21 protein-coding genes, 2 tRNA genes and 1 other RNA gene are annotated in these 17,622 nt (G+C 64.2%); 8 read left to right on the top strand and 16 right to left on the bottom strand.

Going from position 1 to position 17,622, the window contains the following annotated elements; all coding sequences use genetic code 11:
* The first annotated feature begins 19 nt into the window (after positions 1 to 19).
* The 4 genes from PD885_RS05500 to PD885_RS05485 are packed head-to-tail and all read left to right on the top strand — an operon-like array spanning position 20 to position 4,401.
* On the top strand, positions 20 to 973 hold the full coding sequence (locus PD885_RS05500; protein WP_002814338.1) for an AAA family ATPase: 954 nt from the start codon (positions 20 to 22) through the stop codon (positions 971 to 973).
* 5 nt (positions 974 to 978) lie between these two features.
* Positions 979 to 1,935 carry a DUF58 domain-containing protein gene (locus tag PD885_RS05495; RefSeq protein ID WP_002814340.1) on the top strand — a complete coding sequence of 319 codons (957 nt, stop codon included), beginning with the start codon at positions 979 to 981 and terminating at the stop codon, positions 1,933 to 1,935.
* Positions 1,928 to 3,883 (top strand): transglutaminase TgpA family protein, encoded by a 1,956-nt coding sequence (locus PD885_RS05490; protein ID WP_002814342.1) that lies wholly within the window; start codon positions 1,928 to 1,930, stop codon positions 3,881 to 3,883. Before PD885_RS05495 ends, PD885_RS05490 begins: the two co-directional genes overlap by 8 nt.
* A complete protein-coding gene (locus PD885_RS05485) occupies positions 3,880 to 4,401 on the top strand; it encodes a Slp family lipoprotein (RefSeq protein ID WP_002814343.1) in 522 nt (173 codons plus the stop codon). The genes PD885_RS05490 and PD885_RS05485 overlap by 4 nt, the downstream gene beginning before the upstream one ends.
* Positions 4,402 to 4,520: 119 nt before the next feature.
* Here PD885_RS05485 and PD885_RS05480 read toward each other — a convergent pair whose 3' ends face one another.
* From PD885_RS05480 to dnaX, 4 genes are all read right to left on the bottom strand, one after another.
* Positions 4,521 to 4,871, bottom strand: a complete 351-nt coding sequence (locus PD885_RS05480; protein ID WP_002814344.1) for a histidine triad nucleotide-binding protein — start codon at positions 4,869 to 4,871, stop codon at positions 4,521 to 4,523.
* Between the two features lie 91 nt (positions 4,872 to 4,962).
* Entirely contained in the window at positions 4,963 to 5,556 is a 594-nt protein-coding gene (gene recR, locus PD885_RS05475) for a recombination mediator RecR (protein WP_002814346.1), read from the bottom strand.
* A gap of 70 nt (positions 5,557 to 5,626) precedes the next feature.
* Positions 5,627 to 5,947, bottom strand: a complete 321-nt coding sequence (locus PD885_RS05470) for a YbaB/EbfC family nucleoid-associated protein (protein WP_002814350.1) — start codon at positions 5,945 to 5,947, stop codon at positions 5,627 to 5,629.
* Between the two features lie 6 nt (positions 5,948 to 5,953).
* On the bottom strand, positions 5,954 to 7,984 hold the full coding sequence (dnaX, locus tag PD885_RS05465) for a DNA polymerase III subunit gamma/tau (RefSeq protein WP_002814354.1): 2,031 nt from the start codon (positions 7,982 to 7,984) through the stop codon (positions 5,954 to 5,956).
* A gap of 135 nt (positions 7,985 to 8,119) precedes the next feature.
* Here dnaX and PD885_RS05460 point away from each other — a divergent pair.
* Positions 8,120 to 8,212: transfer RNA gene (locus tag PD885_RS05460), tRNA-Ser, on the top strand.
* A 71-nt stretch (positions 8,213 to 8,283) separates the two neighbouring features.
* Positions 8,284 to 8,380: signal recognition particle sRNA small type (gene ffs, locus PD885_RS05455), an RNA gene on the top strand.
* A gap of 53 nt (positions 8,381 to 8,433) precedes the next feature.
* On the opposite strand, the gene PD885_RS05450 is transcribed toward ffs, so the two are convergent.
* The 7 genes from PD885_RS05450 to PD885_RS05420 all read right to left on the bottom strand — a co-directional run bounded on the left by PD885_RS05450 (position 8,434) and on the right by PD885_RS05420 (position 12,543).
* Positions 8,434 to 8,883, bottom strand: coding sequence for a molybdenum cofactor biosynthesis protein MoaE (locus tag PD885_RS05450; RefSeq protein ID WP_040763046.1), 450 nt, complete (start codon positions 8,881 to 8,883; stop codon positions 8,434 to 8,436).
* A complete protein-coding gene (locus tag PD885_RS05445; protein ID WP_002814360.1) occupies positions 8,880 to 9,125 on the bottom strand; it encodes a MoaD/ThiS family protein in 246 nt (81 codons plus the stop codon). Before PD885_RS05445 ends, PD885_RS05450 begins: the two co-directional genes overlap by 4 nt.
* Positions 9,122 to 9,619, bottom strand: coding sequence for a cyclic pyranopterin monophosphate synthase MoaC (moaC, locus tag PD885_RS05440; protein WP_002814363.1), 498 nt, complete (start codon positions 9,617 to 9,619; stop codon positions 9,122 to 9,124). Before moaC ends, PD885_RS05445 begins: the two co-directional genes overlap by 4 nt.
* A 230-nt stretch (positions 9,620 to 9,849) precedes the next feature.
* Positions 9,850 to 10,017 (bottom strand): hypothetical protein, encoded by a 168-nt coding sequence (locus PD885_RS21940; protein ID WP_002814366.1) that lies wholly within the window; start codon positions 10,015 to 10,017, stop codon positions 9,850 to 9,852.
* Positions 10,014 to 11,045: a GTP 3',8-cyclase MoaA gene (gene moaA, locus PD885_RS05430; RefSeq protein WP_002814367.1), complete on the bottom strand. Its 1,032-nt coding sequence runs from the start codon at positions 11,043 to 11,045 to the stop codon at positions 10,014 to 10,016. Before moaA ends, PD885_RS21940 begins: the two co-directional genes overlap by 4 nt.
* Positions 11,045 to 11,794, bottom strand: coding sequence for an MBL fold metallo-hydrolase (locus tag PD885_RS05425; protein WP_002814368.1), 750 nt, complete (start codon positions 11,792 to 11,794; stop codon positions 11,045 to 11,047). The genes moaA and PD885_RS05425 overlap by 1 nt, the downstream gene beginning before the upstream one ends.
* Complete coding sequence (locus PD885_RS05420) at positions 11,794 to 12,543, bottom strand: 3-deoxy-D-manno-octulosonic acid kinase (protein ID WP_002814369.1); 750 nt, start codon at positions 12,541 to 12,543, stop codon at positions 11,794 to 11,796. The genes PD885_RS05425 and PD885_RS05420 overlap by 1 nt, the downstream gene beginning before the upstream one ends.
* A 20-nt stretch (positions 12,544 to 12,563) precedes the next feature.
* Here PD885_RS05420 and PD885_RS05415 point away from each other — a divergent pair, with 20 nt between their 5' ends.
* Positions 12,564 to 13,613 (top strand): glycosyltransferase family 9 protein, encoded by a 1,050-nt coding sequence (locus PD885_RS05415; protein WP_002814370.1) that lies wholly within the window; start codon positions 12,564 to 12,566, stop codon positions 13,611 to 13,613.
* A 219-nt stretch (positions 13,614 to 13,832) separates the two neighbouring features.
* On the opposite strand, the gene PD885_RS05410 is transcribed toward PD885_RS05415, so the two are convergent.
* On the bottom strand, positions 13,833 to 14,237 hold the full coding sequence (locus tag PD885_RS05410) for a DUF6165 family protein (protein WP_002814371.1): 405 nt from the start codon (positions 14,235 to 14,237) through the stop codon (positions 13,833 to 13,835).
* A 157-nt stretch (positions 14,238 to 14,394) separates the two neighbouring features.
* A tRNA-Ser gene (locus PD885_RS05405) sits at positions 14,395 to 14,485 on the bottom strand.
* Positions 14,486 to 14,681: 196 nt separating this feature from the next.
* Here PD885_RS05405 and PD885_RS05400 point away from each other — a divergent pair.
* A complete protein-coding gene (locus PD885_RS05400; protein WP_002814372.1) occupies positions 14,682 to 15,386 on the top strand; it encodes a PP2C family protein-serine/threonine phosphatase in 705 nt (234 codons plus the stop codon).
* 341 nt (positions 15,387 to 15,727) lie between these two features.
* Here PD885_RS05400 and dnaQ read toward each other — a convergent pair whose 3' ends face one another.
* From dnaQ to PD885_RS05385, 3 genes are read right to left on the bottom strand one after another with little or no spacing between them, the layout of a single operon-like run.
* The gene (gene dnaQ, locus PD885_RS05395) at positions 15,728 to 16,462 is read right to left on the bottom strand and encodes a DNA polymerase III subunit epsilon (RefSeq protein WP_002814373.1); all 735 of its coding nucleotides are present in this window, start codon (positions 16,460 to 16,462) and stop codon (positions 15,728 to 15,730) included.
* Between the two features lie 12 nt (positions 16,463 to 16,474).
* Positions 16,475 to 16,927 (bottom strand): ribonuclease HI, encoded by a 453-nt coding sequence (gene rnhA / locus PD885_RS05390; protein WP_002814374.1) that lies wholly within the window; start codon positions 16,925 to 16,927, stop codon positions 16,475 to 16,477.
* A gap of 27 nt (positions 16,928 to 16,954) precedes the next feature.
* Complete coding sequence (locus PD885_RS05385; protein WP_002814375.1) at positions 16,955 to 17,611, bottom strand: hypothetical protein; 657 nt, start codon at positions 17,609 to 17,611, stop codon at positions 16,955 to 16,957.
* Positions 17,612 to 17,622 lie beyond the last annotated feature (11 nt).

Genomic DNA, 17,622 nt, shown 5'->3' with positions numbered 1-17,622 from the left:
TTTCAACTACGGATTTGTGATGTCGACACCAATGCGTTCCACGGAAATGCTAACCGATGCGCTGTGCCAATCGCTGCAGCGCGCCCAAGACCAGGTCAATTCGCTGCTACTGGGCAAGGCGCAGGAAGTGCGGCTGGCGTTCGTGGCACTGCTGTCCGGTGGACATCTATTGATCGAAGACCTGCCCGGCCTGGGCAAGACCACCCTCGCCCACGCGATGGCGTCCAGCTTGGGGCTGGGCTTTCAGCGCGTGCAGTTCACCTCCGACCTGCTGCCGGCCGATGTGCTGGGCGTGTCGGTTTATGACGCCACCTCGCGTCAGTTCCAGTTCCATCCCGGCCCGGTGTTCACCAACGTGCTGCTGGCCGACGAGATCAATCGCGCGCCGCCGCGCACACAAAGTTCGTTGCTCGAAGCCATGGCCGAACAACAGGTCACGTTGGATGGCGTCACGCATGCATTGCCGGAGCCGTTCTTTGTGATCGCCACGCAGAATCCGGTCGATCTGTCCGGCACCTTCCCACTGCCGGACTCGCAACTGGATCGCTTCCTGCTGCGGCTTAGCCTGGGCTACCCCAGCGCCGATGCCGAGCGCGCGCTGCTGTCGGGCGTGGATCGGCGCGAATTGATTGCCCAGGCCGCGCCGCAACTCAGCGATACCGAGGTGGTTGCACTGCGCGCGGTGGTCGGTCAGATCCACACCAGCGATGCGCTGATCGGCTATGTGCAGGCCCTGTTGCTGCGCAGCCGCCAGCATGCCGGGGTGCGTGTCGGCCTGTCGCCGCGTGCCGGAATCGCGCTGCTGCGTGCTGCCAAGGCCTATGCGCTGCTGCTCGGGCGCGAGCATGTGCTGCCCGAAGACGTGCAGGCGCTATTTGTGGCGGTGGCCGGGCACCGGCTGACGCCGGAGGCCGAATCCTCATCCGGGCCGGCGCTGGCCAAGGCACTGTTGCACAGCGTGCCGGTGGACTGACACGCGTGCGTGCGCACCTGCGCGGCATCTGCCACCGCCTCAGCCTGCTGGCGCGTCCGCGGGGCGCGGAGGCTTTGCCGATCGTGCTGGATCGGCAGCGTATCTATGTGCTGCCGACCCGCTTCGGGCTGTTCGTCACCGCCCTGCTGTTGGCGATGCTGCTGGGCGCGTTGAACTACAACAACAACCCGGCCCTACTGCTGGCCTTACTGCTGACCACTGCCGGGATCGCCAGCAGCATCATGGCGCATCTGCAGTTGTCGGCGCTGCGCATCGAGGCGGTGTCGGCCGAACCGGTGGTCGCTGGCGAACCGCTGCGCATGCGGGTGTCGTTGGCGCGTCGCGATACCCGCGTGCGGCGCGGGCTGCGTCTGGATCATCTGGAACACAGCGGCTTCTGCGCGCTAGTCGAGCACGACATGGCCGATGTTGATCTGCTGGTGCCCACCGAACGCCGCGGCTGGCAGGACATCGGACGCATCCGCCTATCGAGCACCCAGCCGCTGGGTTTGGTCCGCGCCTGGTCGTGGGTGTGGCCGGACAGGCCGTTATTGGCCTACCCCAAGCCCGAAGAACACGGCCCGGCATTACCGGAAGGCGCCGGTTCGCCTAACCAGACTCGCCTGCACGCGCAAGGCGAAGAAATGCATCAACTGCGGCCGTATCGCGCTGGCGATGCACCGCGCACGATTTCCTGGAAGCACTCCGCGCGCCGCGACACGCTGCTGGTGCGCGAATACGAACAACCTTTAGGCATCGAGGTCACGCTGGACTCGCGCACGCTCAATGCGCTGCCATACGAACGCCGCATCGCCCGCTTGGCCCGCTGGGTCAATCTGGCCGAGCGCGACGGGCGCCGCTACCGCCTGCTGTTGCCGGGCCAGCCGCCGCTAGGACCTGCGCAAGGGCCTTCGCACCATCATCTGTGTTTGCGCGCCCTGGCCCTGCTTCCTCATGACTGAGCCATCCCTCCCGATCAGCCAGGCCGGCCGCAGCTGGGTGCTGGTCACCAGTTGGCTGGCACTGGCGCCGTTGCTACTGCAACTGCCCGGCATGCTCGCGGCTACCATCGCCATCGCCGCGGTGCTGGTCGGCGTGTTGAGCTGGCGCGGCACGCTGATGGCGCCGGTGCGGCTGTTGCTGGTGGTGGCGATGCTGGCGGCGGTTTACTGGCAGATCGGCATGCGCTTCGGCCGCGATACCGGCTGCGCGGTGCTGGCTTCGATGCTGGCGATCAAGGCCTCCGAGCTGCGTACCTTGCGCGATGCGCGCAGCCTGCTCGGCTTCGCGCTGTTCGCTCCGTTCGCTGCGTTTCTACTGGATCAGGGCCCAGCGACGATCGGCCTGGCGCTGCTGGCAGTGGTCAGCGCGCTGCTCAGTATGCAGAGGCTGGCCGACGAGGAGCACCGCACCGGCACGCCTGCGCTACGCCAGCAACTACGCGGCATCGGCAAACTGGTCGTCATCGGTGTGCCCCTGGCCTTGGCCAGCTTCTGGTTGCTGCCGCGCCTGAGCTCCCCGCTGTGGGGCGTGCCCGAGCGCGCGCTGGCGCGCCCCGGCCTGTCGGACAACATGTCGCCGGGCGAGTGGATCGACCTGATGGCCGACGACAGCCCGGCGCTGCGTGTGCAGTTCACCGGCAAGGCGCCACCGCCGCAGCAACGCTACTGGCGCGGGCCGGTGATGTGGGACTTCGATGGACGCACTTGGAAGCGCGCGCACTGGACCGGCCGCGGCCAGCCGGCATCGGTCACTGCCGGGGCACAGACCTATCGATATCGCCTGGACTACGAGCCCACCGATCGCCGCCAACTGGTATCGCTGGATCTACCCACGCAAGCCGTGGCCAATGCCGAGCTGTCGCCCGACTACGAACTGTTCGCGCAGCGGCCGTTGAGTGCGCTAACCCGTTGGGACCTGCAATCGGCACCGCCGGCGCGCTTTGACATCGATCTTCCAGACCCGTTGCGCAAACGTGCCCTGGCGTTACCTCCGGCCTTCAATCCGCGCACGGTCGCATTGGCACGGCAGTGGCGTGCAGAAGCCGGCGACAACAACGACGATGCCGTGGTGCAACGCGCGTTGCAGTGGATCACCCGCGAATTCGCTTACACGCTAGATACCCCGCTGCTCGGTCGCAACAGCGTCGACGAATTCCTGTTTCAGCAAAAAGCCGGTTTCTGCGAGCACTTCAGCTCCTCGTTCGTGGTGCTGATGCGCGCGGCCGGACTCCCGGCGCGCGTGGTCACCGGCTATGCAGGCGGCATCTACAATGGGCTGGGCAATTATTGGGTGGTGCGGCGCATGGATGCGCACGCCTGGACCGAAGTCTGGTTGGCAGGACGTGGTTGGGTGCGCGTAGACCCCACCGCCGCAGTGGCGCCGGAGCGCATCTACGACACGCTTGACGATCGCCTGCAGATCGGCGGCGGGGGTAATTTCGCCGAGATCGGCGTGTGGGCCAGCCTGGGCCAGGTCAGCGACCTGCTGCGCCGCGGCTGGAACGACCTGGTGCTGTCCTTCAATGCCGACCGCCAGCGACAGCTGTTGCAACCCTTCGGGATCGATCGCCTGGGCACCTCGCAGTTGGCTGCCATCTTCGGCGTGTTCGCAGTTAGCGCGTTGGCATGGATGGGCTGGCTGCTGGCGCGCGGCGAACGTGAGCGCGACCCACTGCTGCGCGCTTGGCATCGGCTAGGACGTCGCTACGGCAAGCTGGCCCTTGCACGCGAGCCGCACGAGCCGGCCATTGCCTGGGCGCAACGGGTCGCCCGCGCGCGCCCGAATACGGCATTGTTGGCGCTCAGCCAACGTTTCGCTGCCGCGCGCTACGCTGGCGCGGACTCGGACAGCGCATCTCTATTGAAAGACTTGCTGCAGCATCGCCCGCGAACCGGAGCTTCCTCATGAGTACCCGTTTTTTTGTTACTCTTATCGCTGTGCTCGGGCTGGCTGGCTGCGCCACCGCGCCCAAACCGCTGCAAGGCCAGTTCCCTGCGGTCAGTCCGAGCGATTCCACTGCAAGTGCACAGGTCGGCACGTCCGTACGTTGGGGCGGCAAGATCATTCAGACCAAACCCGGCCAGGGCCAGACCTGCTTCGAGCTGATTTCGCGTCCGCTCAACGCCAGCGGTCGTCCGGACCGCAACGCCGTGGATGCCAGCGATGGCCGCTTCCTGGCCTGCCGCTCGGGCTTCTACGATCCGGCGGTGTTCGAGCCGGGCCGCGAAGTCACCTTTATCGGCAAGATCAAAGGCTTCGAAACCACCAAGATTGGCGAGTACGACTACAAGCTGCCCAAGGTGGATGCCGACGTGGTCTATCTGTGGCCGGTCGTGCGCGACGTAGACGTCGTGCCGGCCTACCCGTACGGCCCGTGGGGCCCGCGCTGGGGCGGCGGTTGGGGCTGGGGCCGCGGCTGGTGGTAATCCGCTGCCGAGGTAGTTGATATCCAAAAATGCCGTTCGCAAGGAGCGGCGTTTTTGTTTGTGCGATTCGGCGATGAAGTCAGGCGCGTCATGGACTCAGGCACGTGATCGAGAAACGCTCAGGGCGTTCCGAACCGCCCCAGCGGCGCACCGGCCAACAAATGCAGATGAATATGGAACACAGTTTGGCCCGCATGCTCACGGCAGTTCATCACGATACGATAACCGTCTTGTGCCAGTCCTCGCTCACGTGCATACGCCGCCGCAGCAATTGCCAGCTTGCCGACCAGCAGCGCCTGCTCTGGCGGCACATCGTCCAGCGTGGGGATGGCGTGCTGCTTCGGAATGAACAGCACATGCACCGGCGCTTGCGGTGCGATGTCCTGAAAGCCAAGCACTTCGTCGTCTTCGAAAACGATGGTGGCAGGAATTTCGCGACGAATGATCTTGCCGAAGATGGTGTCGGTCATGGAAGGGGGATTGGGATTAGTGAGTTGGGATTGGCAAGAGCTTACCGTGCGCACTTGTGATGATTTGCTTTTAAACTCCCCAACCCCGGCCTCAAAGCACCTCACTTCGGGTACCGAAGGCGTGCGACAAGGTGCCGCGATCCACATATTCCAGTTCTCCCCCCAGTGGCATGCCCTGGGCAAGCCGGCTCGGGCGCACTGCGTGCTGACGCGCCAATTGCGCCAGATAATGCGCGGTCGCCTCGCCTTCCACGGTGGCGTTGGTGGCAATGATCATTTCGGTAACCTCACCGGCGGCCAGACGCTCGCCGAGCCGATCCAGCCCCAATTCGCGCGGGCCGATGCCATCCAGCGGCGACAAACGCCCCTGCAAAATAAAATATAGCCCGCGATACCCGGTGGCATGTTCGATCGCCAGGCGGTCGGCCGGCGATTGGACCACGCACAGCTGCTGTCGGTCACGGCTGGCACTGGCGCAGATCGCACAGATCTCCGACTCGGTGAAATCGCGGCACTGCACGCAATGGCCGACTTTTTCGACCGCATTCGCCAAGGTCGTAGCCAAACGACGGCCACCCTCGCGCTCGCGTTCGAGCACGTGATAGGCCATGCGCTGCGCGGACTTCTGGCCCACACCCGGCAACACCCGGAAGGCCTCGATCAGTTGTTCGAGCAAAGAGGACATTGGGTCGGGAATGGGGAATCGCAAAAGCTTGAAGACAATCTCGCTCTTCCGACTCCCGATTCCCCGCCTCTCAGAAAGGCAACTTCATGCCGGGCGGCAGCTGCATGCCGGCCGTGGCCGAGCCCATGCGGTCCTTGGATTCGGCATCGATCTTGTTCGAGGCGTCGTTGAAAGCGGCGGCGATCAGATCCTCGGCCATCTCCTGGTCGGAGAGGATGCTCGGATCGATGCGCACCTTGCGGCATTCCTTGGCGCCGGTCAGCGTCACGCTGACCATGCCGCCGCCAGCGGTGCCGGTGACTTCCAGCTTGGCCAGTTCTTCCTGGGCGCGCTCCAGGTTTTCCTGCATCTTCTGCGCCTGCTGCATCAGTTGGGCAATGTTTCCACGCATGTGTCGTTACTCGTCGTAAGGGCGGATGGAATCGGGGACGACCCGCGCGCCCTGCTGCTGGATCAGCTGCTGCACGCTCGGGTCGTTCATGAAGGCTGTTTCTGCCGCGCTCTGGCGCTCGTCTTTCTGGCGATTGGTACGCTCATGCAAGGTCTCGACACCGGCGCTGCCGGTCTCAATGACGATGCGCGGCGTGTTTCCCAACACCGGCGCCAGCGCCTGCGCGAGGTTGGCGATAGAGCGCTCTGAATTCAGATATTCGAAGCCCGGCGCCAGCGCCAGACGCAACACACCAGCGCGATGACCAACGAAGGCGGCATTGGCGGCAAGCTGGCGTGACGGACCATTCAAACCGCTGCGCGTCACCAAATCCAGCCATTGCTCGGTGTCGGCGACGTGACGGTCATCGAGCAAAACAGACTGATCGGCCGTCGGTGCTGGTGCAGATGGCGTGGCTGCGGATGTTGCGGCTGCAAATGGCGTAGCCACCACAGCCTCAGCAGCCGGAACAGACGCAAGAGCAACGCCGGCTGCGTGAGGTGCAACTACGGCCTCAGGCACAACCGCAGCCGGCGGCGCCATTGCAGCTTCGGGAGCGAGCGCGGTTGTCGCATCGGACACGGGCACAGCCTGAACACGTACCGGTGCGTCGTCTACCGCCCACGGCGGCGTATCGTCGCTGTGCACGGTGGCTGCGGACGGGCGACAACTGGACGCTGCTTCCGTCGCAGGCAGCACAACAACGGGCGCTGGTGCCACGGCGGCCAGCGTGGGTGCGGGCACCGACGCAACCGACGCAACCGAAGCAGGCGCCGCATCGATCATCCCGGCCGGCTTCGCAACAGACTTAGGCACCGCTGCCGCCGGTGCCGCCGCCTGCACGCCGGCAGCAACCGAACGTGTACCGCCACCGGCATTGGTGCCGCGTCCATCATCACTGCCACCAGCCGGCATCGCCGCAGCAGGACGGAAGGCCAACATGCGTAGCACCGCCATCTCGAAACCAGCGCGCGGGCTGGGGGCCAGATACAGATCCCGACGCCCGTTGAGCGCCATCTGGTACCACAGCTGCACCACCTCTGGCCGCAACTGCGCGGCAAACGCGGTCGGGTCGATGCTATCGCCGACAAACGCCACCGACGGCACCAACTGCTGCACCTGGATGCGGTGCAAAGCCTCGGCCAGAGCCTCCAGCACGCCGCTCCAGTCGGGCGAGAATTCGGCCAGCGCGGCCACCACCTGCAGCAGGCGCACGCCATCGCCATCAGCCAGCGACTGTAGCATCGCGCCAACCTGGGTGCGATCGACCGTACCGAGCATGGCGCGCACCACATCCTCGCGCAGCGCACCGCCGGCATAGGCGATCGCCTGGTCGAGCAAGGACAAGCCATCACGCAACGAACCGTCCGCCGCCTTGGACAGCTGCACGATCGCCGACGGATCCGATTCGATCTGCTCGGCAGCCAGAATCCGGGTCATTTGGCCCTGAATCTGGTCCTCGTCCAGGCGCTTGAGGTTGAATTGCAGGCAGCGCGACAACACCGTCATCGGCAGCTTCTGCGGGTCGGTAGTGGCGAGCAAAAACTTTACGTGCCCGGGTGGCTCTTCCAACGTTTTCAGCAGCGCGTTGAACGCCGCCTTCGACAGCATGTGCACTTCGTCGATCAGGTAGACCTTGAACTTGCCGCGCGAGGGCATGTATTGCGCGTTCTCGATCACCTCGCGCACATCGTCCACGCCGGTATTGGACGCGGCGTCGATCTCCAGCAGGTCGATATAGCGGCCGGCATCGATGTCCAGGCAGGCCGGGCATTGACCGCACGGGTCGGCGCTGGTGCCCTGTTCGCAATTGAGCGACTTGGCGAAAATGCGCGCGATGGTAGTTTTGCCCACGCCGCGGGTGCCGGTGAACAGAAACGCGTGATGCACGCGCCCACTGTCGAGCGCGTTACTGAGCGCACGGACCACATGTTCCTGGCCCACGAGTTCGGCAAAACGCTTCGGGCGCCACTTGCGGGCGAGAACAAGATAAGACATCGGGCAACCAGCTTCCTTTGAACCGATATTGTGCCACGCCCGGTCTCGCCGACTGCGCCCGGAAGATTCAGCTTGTGGTATGGGCCGGCGACCGCTAGAATTTGCGGCCCTGCACGGCCGCTGCCGTGCAGGTACGGAGAGGTGTCCGAGTGGTTGAAGGAGCACGCCTGGAAAGTGTGTAAGCGTCTAAACCGCGCTTCGGGGGTTCGAATCCCCCTCTCTCCGCCAGTTTTATGATAGTGCAACGCGGTTGCACGGATCCAGGGCCACGGCAGCGTGGCCCACGTCTTATGGTGGCCCCGTCGGTCCCTCGCGACGCTAGATCGAAAATCCCGCCAGGGCCGGAAGGCAGCAACGGTATCGATTGATGCGGGCGCCGAGGTCAACCGGCGGGGACACCACCCTAACTCTTACGATGTCCGCCGGATCGTTTAATTTGCAAGCGCGCACTACTGCGTCTGCGACACCGGGTGCAGCCAGCCCGCATCGCCTTCGAGGTAATGCTCGTGCTTCCAGATCGGCACGCGTGCCTTGACCTCGTCGATGATGAAGCGGCACGCATCAAACGCGGCGCCACGGTGCGCCGCACTGACGCCGACCCACACCGCAATGTCGCCGATGCGCAGCTCGCCCACGCGATGCACGCAGTGCGCGTTGACGATGGCAAACCGACTCACCGCTTCGTCGAGCACGTGCTGCCCTTCGGCTTGCGCGAGCGCGGCATAGGCTTCGTAACGCAGCCCAACCACGCCGCGGCCTTCGTTGTGGTTGCGCGCCCACCCTTCGAAGCTGGCAAATGCACCAGCATGCGGATTCTCCAAACCGGCACGCAAGCTGTCGACCGGCAATGGCATTTCGGTGAGCGCAAAAATGGCGGTGGTCTGAGCGCTCACGCTCAACCTCCCGAGACCGGCGGGATAAAGACCACTTCGCTGCCATCGCCCGCCGCATCCTCCCAGCGCGCAAACGCGCCATTCACCGCCACCCGCAGCTGCGCCGGCGTCCAGCGCAGGCCGTGGCGTGCATCGAGTTCGGCATACAGCGCGCGCAAATCCTGCGCATCTGATTGCACCTGCTCGCTGGCAATGCCTGCCGCCTCACGCAGGCTGGCGAAATAAAGCACCGTCACTGTCGCGCTCATCGCTTTGCTCCGATATCGCGTTTGCCGCCACGCTTGGACACCAATTTGGTCGGGCCGATGCTCATGCTGTGCGATAACGCCTTGCACATGTCATAGACCGTCAACGCCGCCACGCTGGCACCGGTGAGTGCTTCCATCTCCACACCGGTGCGATGCACGCAGCGCACCGTGCAGCTGATTTCCAGCACTCGTTCGCCAGCCCAGTCGATCTCGAAACGACACGCATCGATCGGTAGCGGATGACAAAACGGGATCAATTCGTGCGTGCGCTTGACCGCCATCGTGCCGGCGATCACGGCAGTTTCCACGATGCCGCCCTTGGCACTGCGCAAGCCGTTGGCGCGCAACCGCGCCGCCGCGGCAGCGGGAAATCGCACGCGGCTTTCAGCGGTGGCGCTGCGTGCGGTGACCGCCTTGTCCGAGACATCCACCATCGTCGGAAGCCCGGCATCATCCAGGTGGGTAAGGCATGCGGAACGGGATTTTGCAGGCATGGGAGATGACACGATGACAGACGCGCAGGATGCGACATTGTCGGTGAACGGGGTGCTTTGATGGAACATTAGCTGCCATCCATACGCGTTCTTGCGCCATAACGAAGTGCGCAATGCACGCCGCGCGATGCCATTACGGCAATCGACCGACCGATAACGCGCAAGATGCGGCACCAGTAGCACGTATTCGAAGCCATCTGCTTTGTCGGCGATTGCAACCTGATCAGCACTCAACGCAGCGATGACACCGGTTGCGTGTAACGCCATCCGGACGCGCCGAACTCCACAAACGCTGGATCGAGCAAGTCTTCCAGCGCCTGCACGGCGCTGCTTACCCGTGGATCGAGCAAACGCAGCTCCAGCGCGCGCAAGTGCAGCAGAAGCGATATCTCGCTCACCCGCCGATCAAAAACATCTCGACCGGCTTTCCGCGACGCAGTGTCGATGCGCGCACCTCGCTGTAGCGATCGCCACGCATGCCCCAGCGCTGACGTAGATGGGTCGCCAAACGGTGCTCGCCACCGGCCAAGGCCTGCTTGAGGTCGTGGCCTTGGCTGGCGAACAGGCAGGTATACAGATGGCCATCGGCCGATACGCGCGCACGTTGGCAGTCGCCGCAGAACGGCACGCTGATCGAACTGACAAAACCCACCTCCCCTGCACCATCGGCAAACGCGTGGCGCTGCGCCACTTCACCGGTGTAATTGGCATCCAGCGGCTCCAGCGGCCAGCGCGCGCGAATGCGCTCGTGCAATTGCGCGGAGCTCACCACCGCATCCGGTGTCCAACCATTGCAACTGCCCACATCCATGAATTCGATGAAGCGCAGTACGTGGCCGGTGCCGCGGAAATGCTCTACCAGCGGCAGCACCTGATCTTCATTGACGCCACGCTGCACCACACAATTGATCTTCAAGCGCTGGAAGCCGGCTTGCTCGGCCGTGGCAATGCCGGACAGCACCTGCGCGATGTCGCCTCGACCGCCGCTCATGCGCGTGAACAGCTCAGGCTCCAGCGCATCCATGCTGACGGTAATGCGCCGCAGCCCGGCCTGACGCAGCGCCACGGCATGACGAGCAAGCAACGCACCGTTTGTGGTGAGCGCCAAGTCCTCGATACCGTCGATCGTGGTAAGTCGCGCGATCAAGCTCGGCAAGTCGCGACGCAGCAGTGGTTCGCCGCCTGTCAGACGCACCTTGGTAACGCCGACCGACACGAATGCACGCACCAGTGTTTCCAGTAGATCGAAGCTCAGGCGCTGCTGCGCATCGAAGCCATAATCGTCCGGCATGCGGTCGGCTGGCATGCAATAGCCGCAGCGAAAGTTGCAGGCTTCGATGACCGACAAGCGCAGATCGCGCAATGGCCGACCATAACGGTCCTGCATCGGCGCAGTCGCAAGATCCGGCAGCAGCAAGGCACCCATCAGCGCACCGTAGCGGCAGTCGGGTCCGCCAGCGCCAGATGTAGCCCTGGCACCGCCACGCGATGCCCGCGTGCGCGAAGCACGTCGGCGTCAGCATCGCTGGCGTAGTGGTACAGCAGCATGCGGCTCAACAGGTCCTGCGGGTATTCCCGCTCCAAATCATCCACACCAGTATGCGACGGGTTGCCGTGAACGCCGCAGTCATGCGCGATGAGCTCGCTGTCGTCGGCGTAACGGGCCAGCATCTCCGGGACCGGCCGGGTGTCGCCGGTCCACACCAGCGCGCCCTTGAGGCGCAGCCCATAGGCCGTCTCTGGCCAATGGTGGCGCACCGGGAATACTTCTAGTCGCACCCCGTCGTGCCAGAAGGCATCACCAACCGGCACCAACTGAAACGCGTCCCAAAAATTTGCGCCCCCCTCGGCCAGTACATTCGGGTAGTCGGCAATGCGCCGCTGCAGCAATGGCACCACCGGCGCCGGCACGTACAGTCGGGTGCGCCCGCGGCGTTCGGAGAAATAGCTATCCACGAACAACCGCTCCATACCGCCCACGTGGTCCAGATGCACATGGGTGATGAAGATCGCCTGCGGCAACTGACCATAATGGGCTTGGTAGGCGGTGAGCCCTTCGCTGCCGCAATCGATGGTCAGCCAAGGCACGCCAGCATGTTCGATCGTCGCCATCGGCGAACCAAGCGACACTGCCGACGCATTGCCGACCCCCTGCACACGCAACGCCCAATTCATCAGTAGCCCCGACCCCAGGCCAGTTCATAAGCGCGATGCAGGCGCTCGTAGTCCTTGTCGACTTCGTCGCGGCTGCGATTGCCGCGCAGCTTCAACAGCGAGCGATGCAGACGCTTTAGATTACGCTCACGCCAGCGCGTGGCCGGAATGCGCAACACGCCGCGATCGAAATCGATCAACCAGCCATGCCCGCCGGCATCGAACAAGATGTTGTGCGCATTGAGATCTGCGTGATCCAGACCGGCCCGATGGAAACGCACGATCAGCCGCCCGGTCTCTTCCCAGGGCGCGCCACGCCCGGCAACCTGCGCGTGGTCGGCGAGCGAGCGCACGTTTTCCAGGCGCTCCATCAACAACGCAGCGCGATAGCTCAGGCCTTCGCGCAGATAGCACGCGGCCAAGGGACGCGGTACCGGCAACTTGCACTGCAGTAGTTCGCGCATCAGCCGGAACTCGGCAAAACTGCGCGTGCGCCCCGCCCCTTTCCACAGATAGTGATCGCGGCTGATGCGCGCGGCCATGCCGCCACGCAGATACTGCCGCAACACGCTATGGCCGAACGGCGCATCCACAAACCACGCCCCGCCACGCCCGCCTTCATCGACCGGCCGTGCCCTGTCGCCCCAGGATTGCGGCGAAAACAGGCTGGCGTCGGCTTGCCGCAGCCGTTCGCGGTCGAACAGAATGGCGCCATAGCCGCAGCCTTCGCGGTACGGCGTCAGCGCTTCAGTGGCGTCGAAGGCAACCATCTATCGAGTCTAACAACACCATGGCTTCTACGCCCGCTTCGTTATGCCTGCTGCGCCTATCTGCCCTGGGCGACGTCACCCACGTGGTGCCGCTAGTGCGCACGTTGCGAGCGGGCTTTCCCGCAACGCAGTTGCATTGGATCATCGACAAGGCAGGTCTGAAGTTGCTCGACGGCCTGCCCGGTGTGACCTTTCATGCCTACGACAAGCGCACTGGCGTGGCCGGCATGCGCGCATTGCGCCGGTCACTGGCACCGCTGGGCCGCTTCGATGCGTTGCTGCAGATGCAGGTGGCGTTGCGCGCCAACGTGCTGTCGGCGTTCGTGCCGGCGCGGCGACGCATCGGCTATGACCGCAGCCGTTCCAAGGATCTACATGGCTTATTCGTCGACGAGCGCATCGCCGATCGCCCCGGCATCCACGTGCTCGACGCCATCGGCAGCTTCGCCGAACCGCTGGGCCTGACCCAGACCCAGGTGCGCTGGGACCTGCCAGTACCGGACGATGCACACCGCTGGGCACACGCGCAGTGGGACGACGATGGACGCCCAGTGCTGATGATTTCGCCGTGCTCCAGTCATGCACGTCGCAACTGGTATCCCGACCGCCATGCCGCCCTGGCGGACCATGTTGCCGCGCAAGGCTGGCGGATCGTGCTGTGCGGTGGTCGCAGCGAACTGGAGCGCAGCACCGCCAACGCCATCGTTGCGGCAGCCCGTACGCCGATACTGAATCTGGTCGGCAAGGACACGCTCAAGCAGTTACCTGCCCTGCTCGCCCGCGCCGATCTGGTCGTCACGCCGGATTCCGGACCAATGCATATCGCCAACGCGATGGGCCGCAAGGTGCTTGGCCTGCATGCGGCCAGCAATCCGTTGCGCAGCGGCCCGTATTCGGATGTGCGCTATTGCGTGGATCGTTACGACGCGGCGGCGCGCAAGCATCTTGGCAAGCCGGCCGACCAGCTGAGGTGGGGCACCAAGATCGAATCCGACGATGTGATGTCGCTGATCACCGTGGACGATGCGATTGCCGCCTTCGAGCGTTATCGCGCCGATCGTCTGCGCTGAGCGTTGGCGAACGGTTCCTCGTCCGAATGCTCGCTCAGCCCGTTGAGCAAGCGACGCGCGTAGCGCCGCTGCTCATCCGCCCTGGGACCAACTGCGCAGCACGCAGTCGTCAGATGGTCGCAAGAAGCAGGAGCAGCAGCTTCGGTGCATCGAAGACATACTGTTCCGAGTACCGATCGTGCTGGCCTGACGGCGCCTCAATCAGCCCGCCCGCCGCTGTCAGGCGCCTCTGGCGCGGTAGTCATGATACGACTTCTCTTCCACATACGACGAACCCAGCGCCAGGTTGATCTCTTTCTTGATGCGCGCGCGTTTGTCGTTTTCGATGTAGACACTGCGCGCCAGCTGCACGAAAGCATCGTCGAACATCTGCGCCTGTTCCTTGAGGCGGATGTCGTCCTCGATCACCCACAGCCGCTCGTTGACTGCCTTGAGCTCGGCGCGCAGACGGACGATGTCGTGACCGGCGGCCGGATGCGCCATCCAGCGGGTTTCCAACGCGGACAACTCGTTGCGCACGTTGGTCAGCTTGGTCGGGTCGCTAATGCGCTCGGACTTGATCTGCAAGATCGCGATCTTGTCGAGCAGCTCACCAAAGGACACGGGCACCAGGATCTCGGACATGACAGGCCTCCAACGGATATCGAGCGGATTGTAGTCATCGCAGCAGCGACTAACTGCGACACATAAACAAAAGCCCCCTTGCGGGGGCTGATGCGAACCAGGCAACGTTGCTGCCGGCGAAACTCACGCGGCAGTGGCACAACTCGTCGCCGCAATCTGGCGGAGAGGGGGGGATTCGAACCCCCGAGGCGCTATAAACGCCTGCCTGATTTCGAGTCAGGTACATTCAACCGCTCTGCCACCTCTCCAGATAGTCCCCAGTGTACTGGGGCCGAGCATCATACGAGTACACGCGCCAAGCCACAAGCGGCCTGGGCCAGCGTCGGCACGGCGGGCGTTCGGCCGGGCGTGAACCGGCACTACGACACCTGCCAGCGGTCTGTTGCCGCTGGCAGGTCGGGCCGCGATGATGGTGACGAATCTTCCTCCTTGCGACCCGGCCCCATGCTCGAATTCGGACACCTCACCCACGTCGGCCTGCGCCGTGACCTCAACGAGGACACGTACTACGGCGACAGCGAGCTGGGACTGTGGCTGGTGGCCGACGGCATGGGCGGGCACGCCTGCGGCGAAGTCGCCAGCGCCCTGGCCCGCGAAACCATCGTGCGCGAAGTGCGCGCCGGCACCCCACTTGCCCAGGCGGTGCGCATCGCCGACGAAGAAATCATCAAGGCCTCGCGCCGCTGCAACGACACCTTGCCGATGGGCACCACCGTGGTGGCTGCACGCGTACTGGGCCAGCGCTTCGAAGTGGCCTGGGTCGGCGACAGCCGCGCCTATCTGTGGCGCGACGGGCGTCTGGCGCAGCTGAGCCAGGACCATAGTTATGTACAGGAACTCATCGCCCAGGGCACGCTCACCAGCGAGCAGGCGCGTGCGCACCCGCACCGCAATGTGGTGACGCAGGCGCTGGGCGTGACCGATCCGGCTCATCTCAATGTCGCCACCATGCAGGGCGAACTCAAATCCGGTATGCAGCTGCTGTTATGCAGCGACGGCCTGACCGAAGAAGTGGACGATGCGGCCATCGCGGCAACCTTGTCGCAGGCCGATTGCAGTGCGCAGGAGTGTGTCGAATGTCTGGTCGCCGCCGCGTTGGATGGCGGCGGCTCGGACAACATTACGGCGATCCTGGTGCGCAGTTACTAGAGCGGTGAGCGAAACCACCGCGCTGCGCTGGTTGTGCGCGGCCAATGCTCGAAACCGGCATGTACCTGTAGACCAGTCTGGCATCGATGCGCCTTCTACACCCACATGACGACTGTTCGCTATGTTCTGCTCGCTACGCTGAGAGCGTAAGCGACGGCACGTGGCCAGTGGGGCCATGAGCTTGAGTGCTTGAGTGCTTGAGTGCTTGAGTGCTTGAGTGCTTGAGTGCTTGAGTGCTTGAGTGCTTGAGGCATGCAGCAACCGAAGTGGCGTGCGGCACATGCAAATTCCCAGCATTCGCAGCCACTCTCCAATGTCGGCGCCGTCCTCCACTAGCCGCCCTACCCTGCGACAGCGACGTCTTCGACCGGTTCGTCCCACAACGCACGCCCAGCCTTCTTGCGCAACTGCGCCAGGCGCGCCTCATGCGCCTGCGACTCCGACGCGGTCACCACCACGGGCGGGCGCGGCAACAACAGCGACGGATCGAAGGTGATCACGCTGCTGCCGTCTTGGTTGCTCTGGCCGGCATCGGCGCTGGCAAAGCCGATTTCTTCCTGCCCCGAGGTCAGCGCGATATACACATCGGCCAGGATCTGCGCATCGAGCAAGGCGCCGTGCAACTGGCGATGCGAGTTGTCCACGCCCAGGCGCTTGCACAAGGCATCCAGCGAATTGCGCTGCCCTGGATAGCGCTCGCGCGCCATCATTAAGGTATCGATCACCGTCGCGCGCTCGATAATGCGCCCGTAGTTATCGCCTATCAGCGCCAGTTCGTTGTCCAGAAAGCCCAAGTCGAACGCGGCGTTGTGGATGATCAACTCCGCGCCGTCGATGTACGCCAGGAATTCGTCGACTACCTCGGCAAACACGGGCTTGTCGGCCAGGAATTCCAGGGTCAACCCGGTCACTTCCTGCGCGCCGGGTTCGAAATCGCAATTGGGCTTCAAATAACGGTGGAAGTTGTTGCCGCTCGGGCGCCGCTCCAGCAGCTCCACCGCACCGATTTCGACGACGCGGTTGCCCTTGCGCCATTCCAGGCCGGTGGTTTCGGTATCGAGAATGATCTGACGCATGAATCCTCTTGCTTACGCTGTTGCGCTGCCACCGCGCTGGGCGATGGCTTGGTTACGGGCAAGCACGTCGACGCGCTCGTTGTCCGGGTCGCCGTTGTGGCCCTTCACCCACCGCCAATCGATGCTGTGACGTTGCGTGGCCGCATGCAGCCGCTCCCACAGCTCGCGGTTCTTGACCGGGTCGCCGCCAGCGGTTTTCCAGTTGCGCCGCACCCAGCCGGACATCCACTCGGTGATGCCTTGGCGCACGTATTGCGAGTCGGTGTGCAGCACGATCTGGCACGGCTCGGTCAGCGTTTCCAGCGCCATGATCGCCGCCATCAACTCCATGCGGTTATTGGTGGAATTGGGCTCGCCGCCGGCCAGTTCCTTCTCGCGGCCGTTGTAACGCAACAAGGCCGCCCAACCGCCCGGCCCGGGATTGCCAAGGCAGGAGCCATCGGTATGCACTTCAATTGATTTCATCAGCTTCCATTGTTGCAAGTGGGCAGGTCAGATCGTGGCCACCGGTTGCGGCCAGCGCGACGGTAGGGCGATCGGTGCTGGACCGATCGCGGCGGCGGTGCGCTTTTCCACTTCAAGTAAGTACACCGCGCGCCAGGGTGCGCTGTCAGGGTCGGTGGAGCCGCGCCCGGTGCGCCAGATCGGCCCCAGGTAACGCTCCGTCTCCACGCTTTGCAGACCGGCGCGCTGCGCCAACGACCGCCAGCGATCCGGGCGCAAGGCGACCGGCCCGCGCCGCGCCCAGCGAAAGCGGTACGGGCTCAGCGGATTGAGCGTAAACAACCACAGGCGACCACCCGGCATCAGCAGCCGCTCGCATTCGGCCAGAAATTCGGCCGCACCGGCAATCACAGCATGCTGCACCACGATTGCCTGCAGGCTTTCGGTCGGCAACGGAAACGGAATGGCGCAACGCGCATCGCCGGCAAAGCGCCCGGCACTGCGATACAGCCGCAGACCGCGCCCCTGCAGCGCCTCGCGCGGGGGCAGTTCGGTGGTCGGCGTCAGCCACAACCAAGGTTGCGATGGACGTGTTTGCAGCGCCTCCAGCGCCAATCGGCGCTCCAGCTGGAGCAAGCTGCGTCCTGCACCGGTTTCAAACCAAGATGAGACGCCAGCTTGACGGGAGAATGACATGGCATGCATGGTCCCAATTC

The sequence above is a fragment of the Xanthomonas fragariae genome, assembly GCF_900183975.1.
In the GTDB taxonomy this organism is placed as follows: Bacteria; Pseudomonadota; Gammaproteobacteria; order Xanthomonadales; family Xanthomonadaceae; genus Xanthomonas; species Xanthomonas fragariae.
The sequence above is the reverse complement of the archived record's forward strand: the minus strand, read 5'-3'. Positions and strand labels throughout refer to the sequence as shown.

What these genes read in the sequence shown, in the direction of transcription:
- PD885_RS05410 (WP_002814371.1), bottom strand. Translation starts at nt 14,237, where the DNA reads ATGTCCGAGATCCTGGTGCCCGTGTCCTTTGGTGAGCTGCTCGACAAG.
- PD885_RS05385 (WP_002814375.1), bottom strand. Translation starts at nt 17,611, where the DNA reads ATGCATGCCATGTCATTCTCCCGTCAAGCTGGCGTCTCATCTTGGTTT.
- moaA (WP_002814367.1), bottom strand. Translation starts at nt 11,045, where the DNA reads ATGGGTGCCTTGCTGCTGCCGGATCTTGCGACTGCGCCGATGCAGGAC.
- PD885_RS05485 (WP_002814343.1), top strand. Translation starts at nt 3,880, where the DNA reads ATGAGTACCCGTTTTTTTGTTACTCTTATCGCTGTGCTCGGGCTGGCT.
- recR (WP_002814346.1), bottom strand. Translation starts at nt 5,556, where the DNA reads ATGTCCTCTTTGCTCGAACAACTGATCGAGGCCTTCCGGGTGTTGCCG.
- PD885_RS05425 (WP_002814368.1), bottom strand. Translation starts at nt 11,794, where the DNA reads ATGAATTGGGCGTTGCGTGTGCAGGGGGTCGGCAATGCGTCGGCAGTG.
- PD885_RS05400 (WP_002814372.1), top strand. Translation starts at nt 14,682, where the DNA reads ATGCTCGAATTCGGACACCTCACCCACGTCGGCCTGCGCCGTGACCTC.
- dnaQ (WP_002814373.1), bottom strand. Translation starts at nt 16,462, where the DNA reads ATGCGTCAGATCATTCTCGATACCGAAACCACCGGCCTGGAATGGCGC.
- PD885_RS05415 (WP_002814370.1), top strand. Translation starts at nt 12,564, where the DNA reads ATGGCTTCTACGCCCGCTTCGTTATGCCTGCTGCGCCTATCTGCCCTG.
- PD885_RS05470 (WP_002814350.1), bottom strand. Translation starts at nt 5,947, where the DNA reads ATGCGTGGAAACATTGCCCAACTGATGCAGCAGGCGCAGAAGATGCAG.
- rnhA (WP_002814374.1), bottom strand. Translation starts at nt 16,927, where the DNA reads ATGAAATCAATTGAAGTGCATACCGATGGCTCCTGCCTTGGCAATCCC.
- dnaX (WP_002814354.1), bottom strand. Translation starts at nt 7,984, where the DNA reads ATGTCTTATCTTGTTCTCGCCCGCAAGTGGCGCCCGAAGCGTTTTGCC.
- PD885_RS05490 (WP_002814342.1), top strand. Translation starts at nt 1,928, where the DNA reads ATGACTGAGCCATCCCTCCCGATCAGCCAGGCCGGCCGCAGCTGGGTG.
- PD885_RS05480 (WP_002814344.1), bottom strand. Translation starts at nt 4,871, where the DNA reads ATGACCGACACCATCTTCGGCAAGATCATTCGTCGCGAAATTCCTGCC.
- PD885_RS05500 (WP_002814338.1), top strand. Translation starts at nt 20, where the DNA reads ATGTCGACACCAATGCGTTCCACGGAAATGCTAACCGATGCGCTGTGC.
- PD885_RS05445 (WP_002814360.1), bottom strand. Translation starts at nt 9,125, where the DNA reads ATGAGCGCGACAGTGACGGTGCTTTATTTCGCCAGCCTGCGTGAGGCG.
- PD885_RS05420 (WP_002814369.1), bottom strand. Translation starts at nt 12,543, where the DNA reads ATGGTTGCCTTCGACGCCACTGAAGCGCTGACGCCGTACCGCGAAGGC.
- moaC (WP_002814363.1), bottom strand. Translation starts at nt 9,619, where the DNA reads ATGCCTGCAAAATCCCGTTCCGCATGCCTTACCCACCTGGATGATGCC.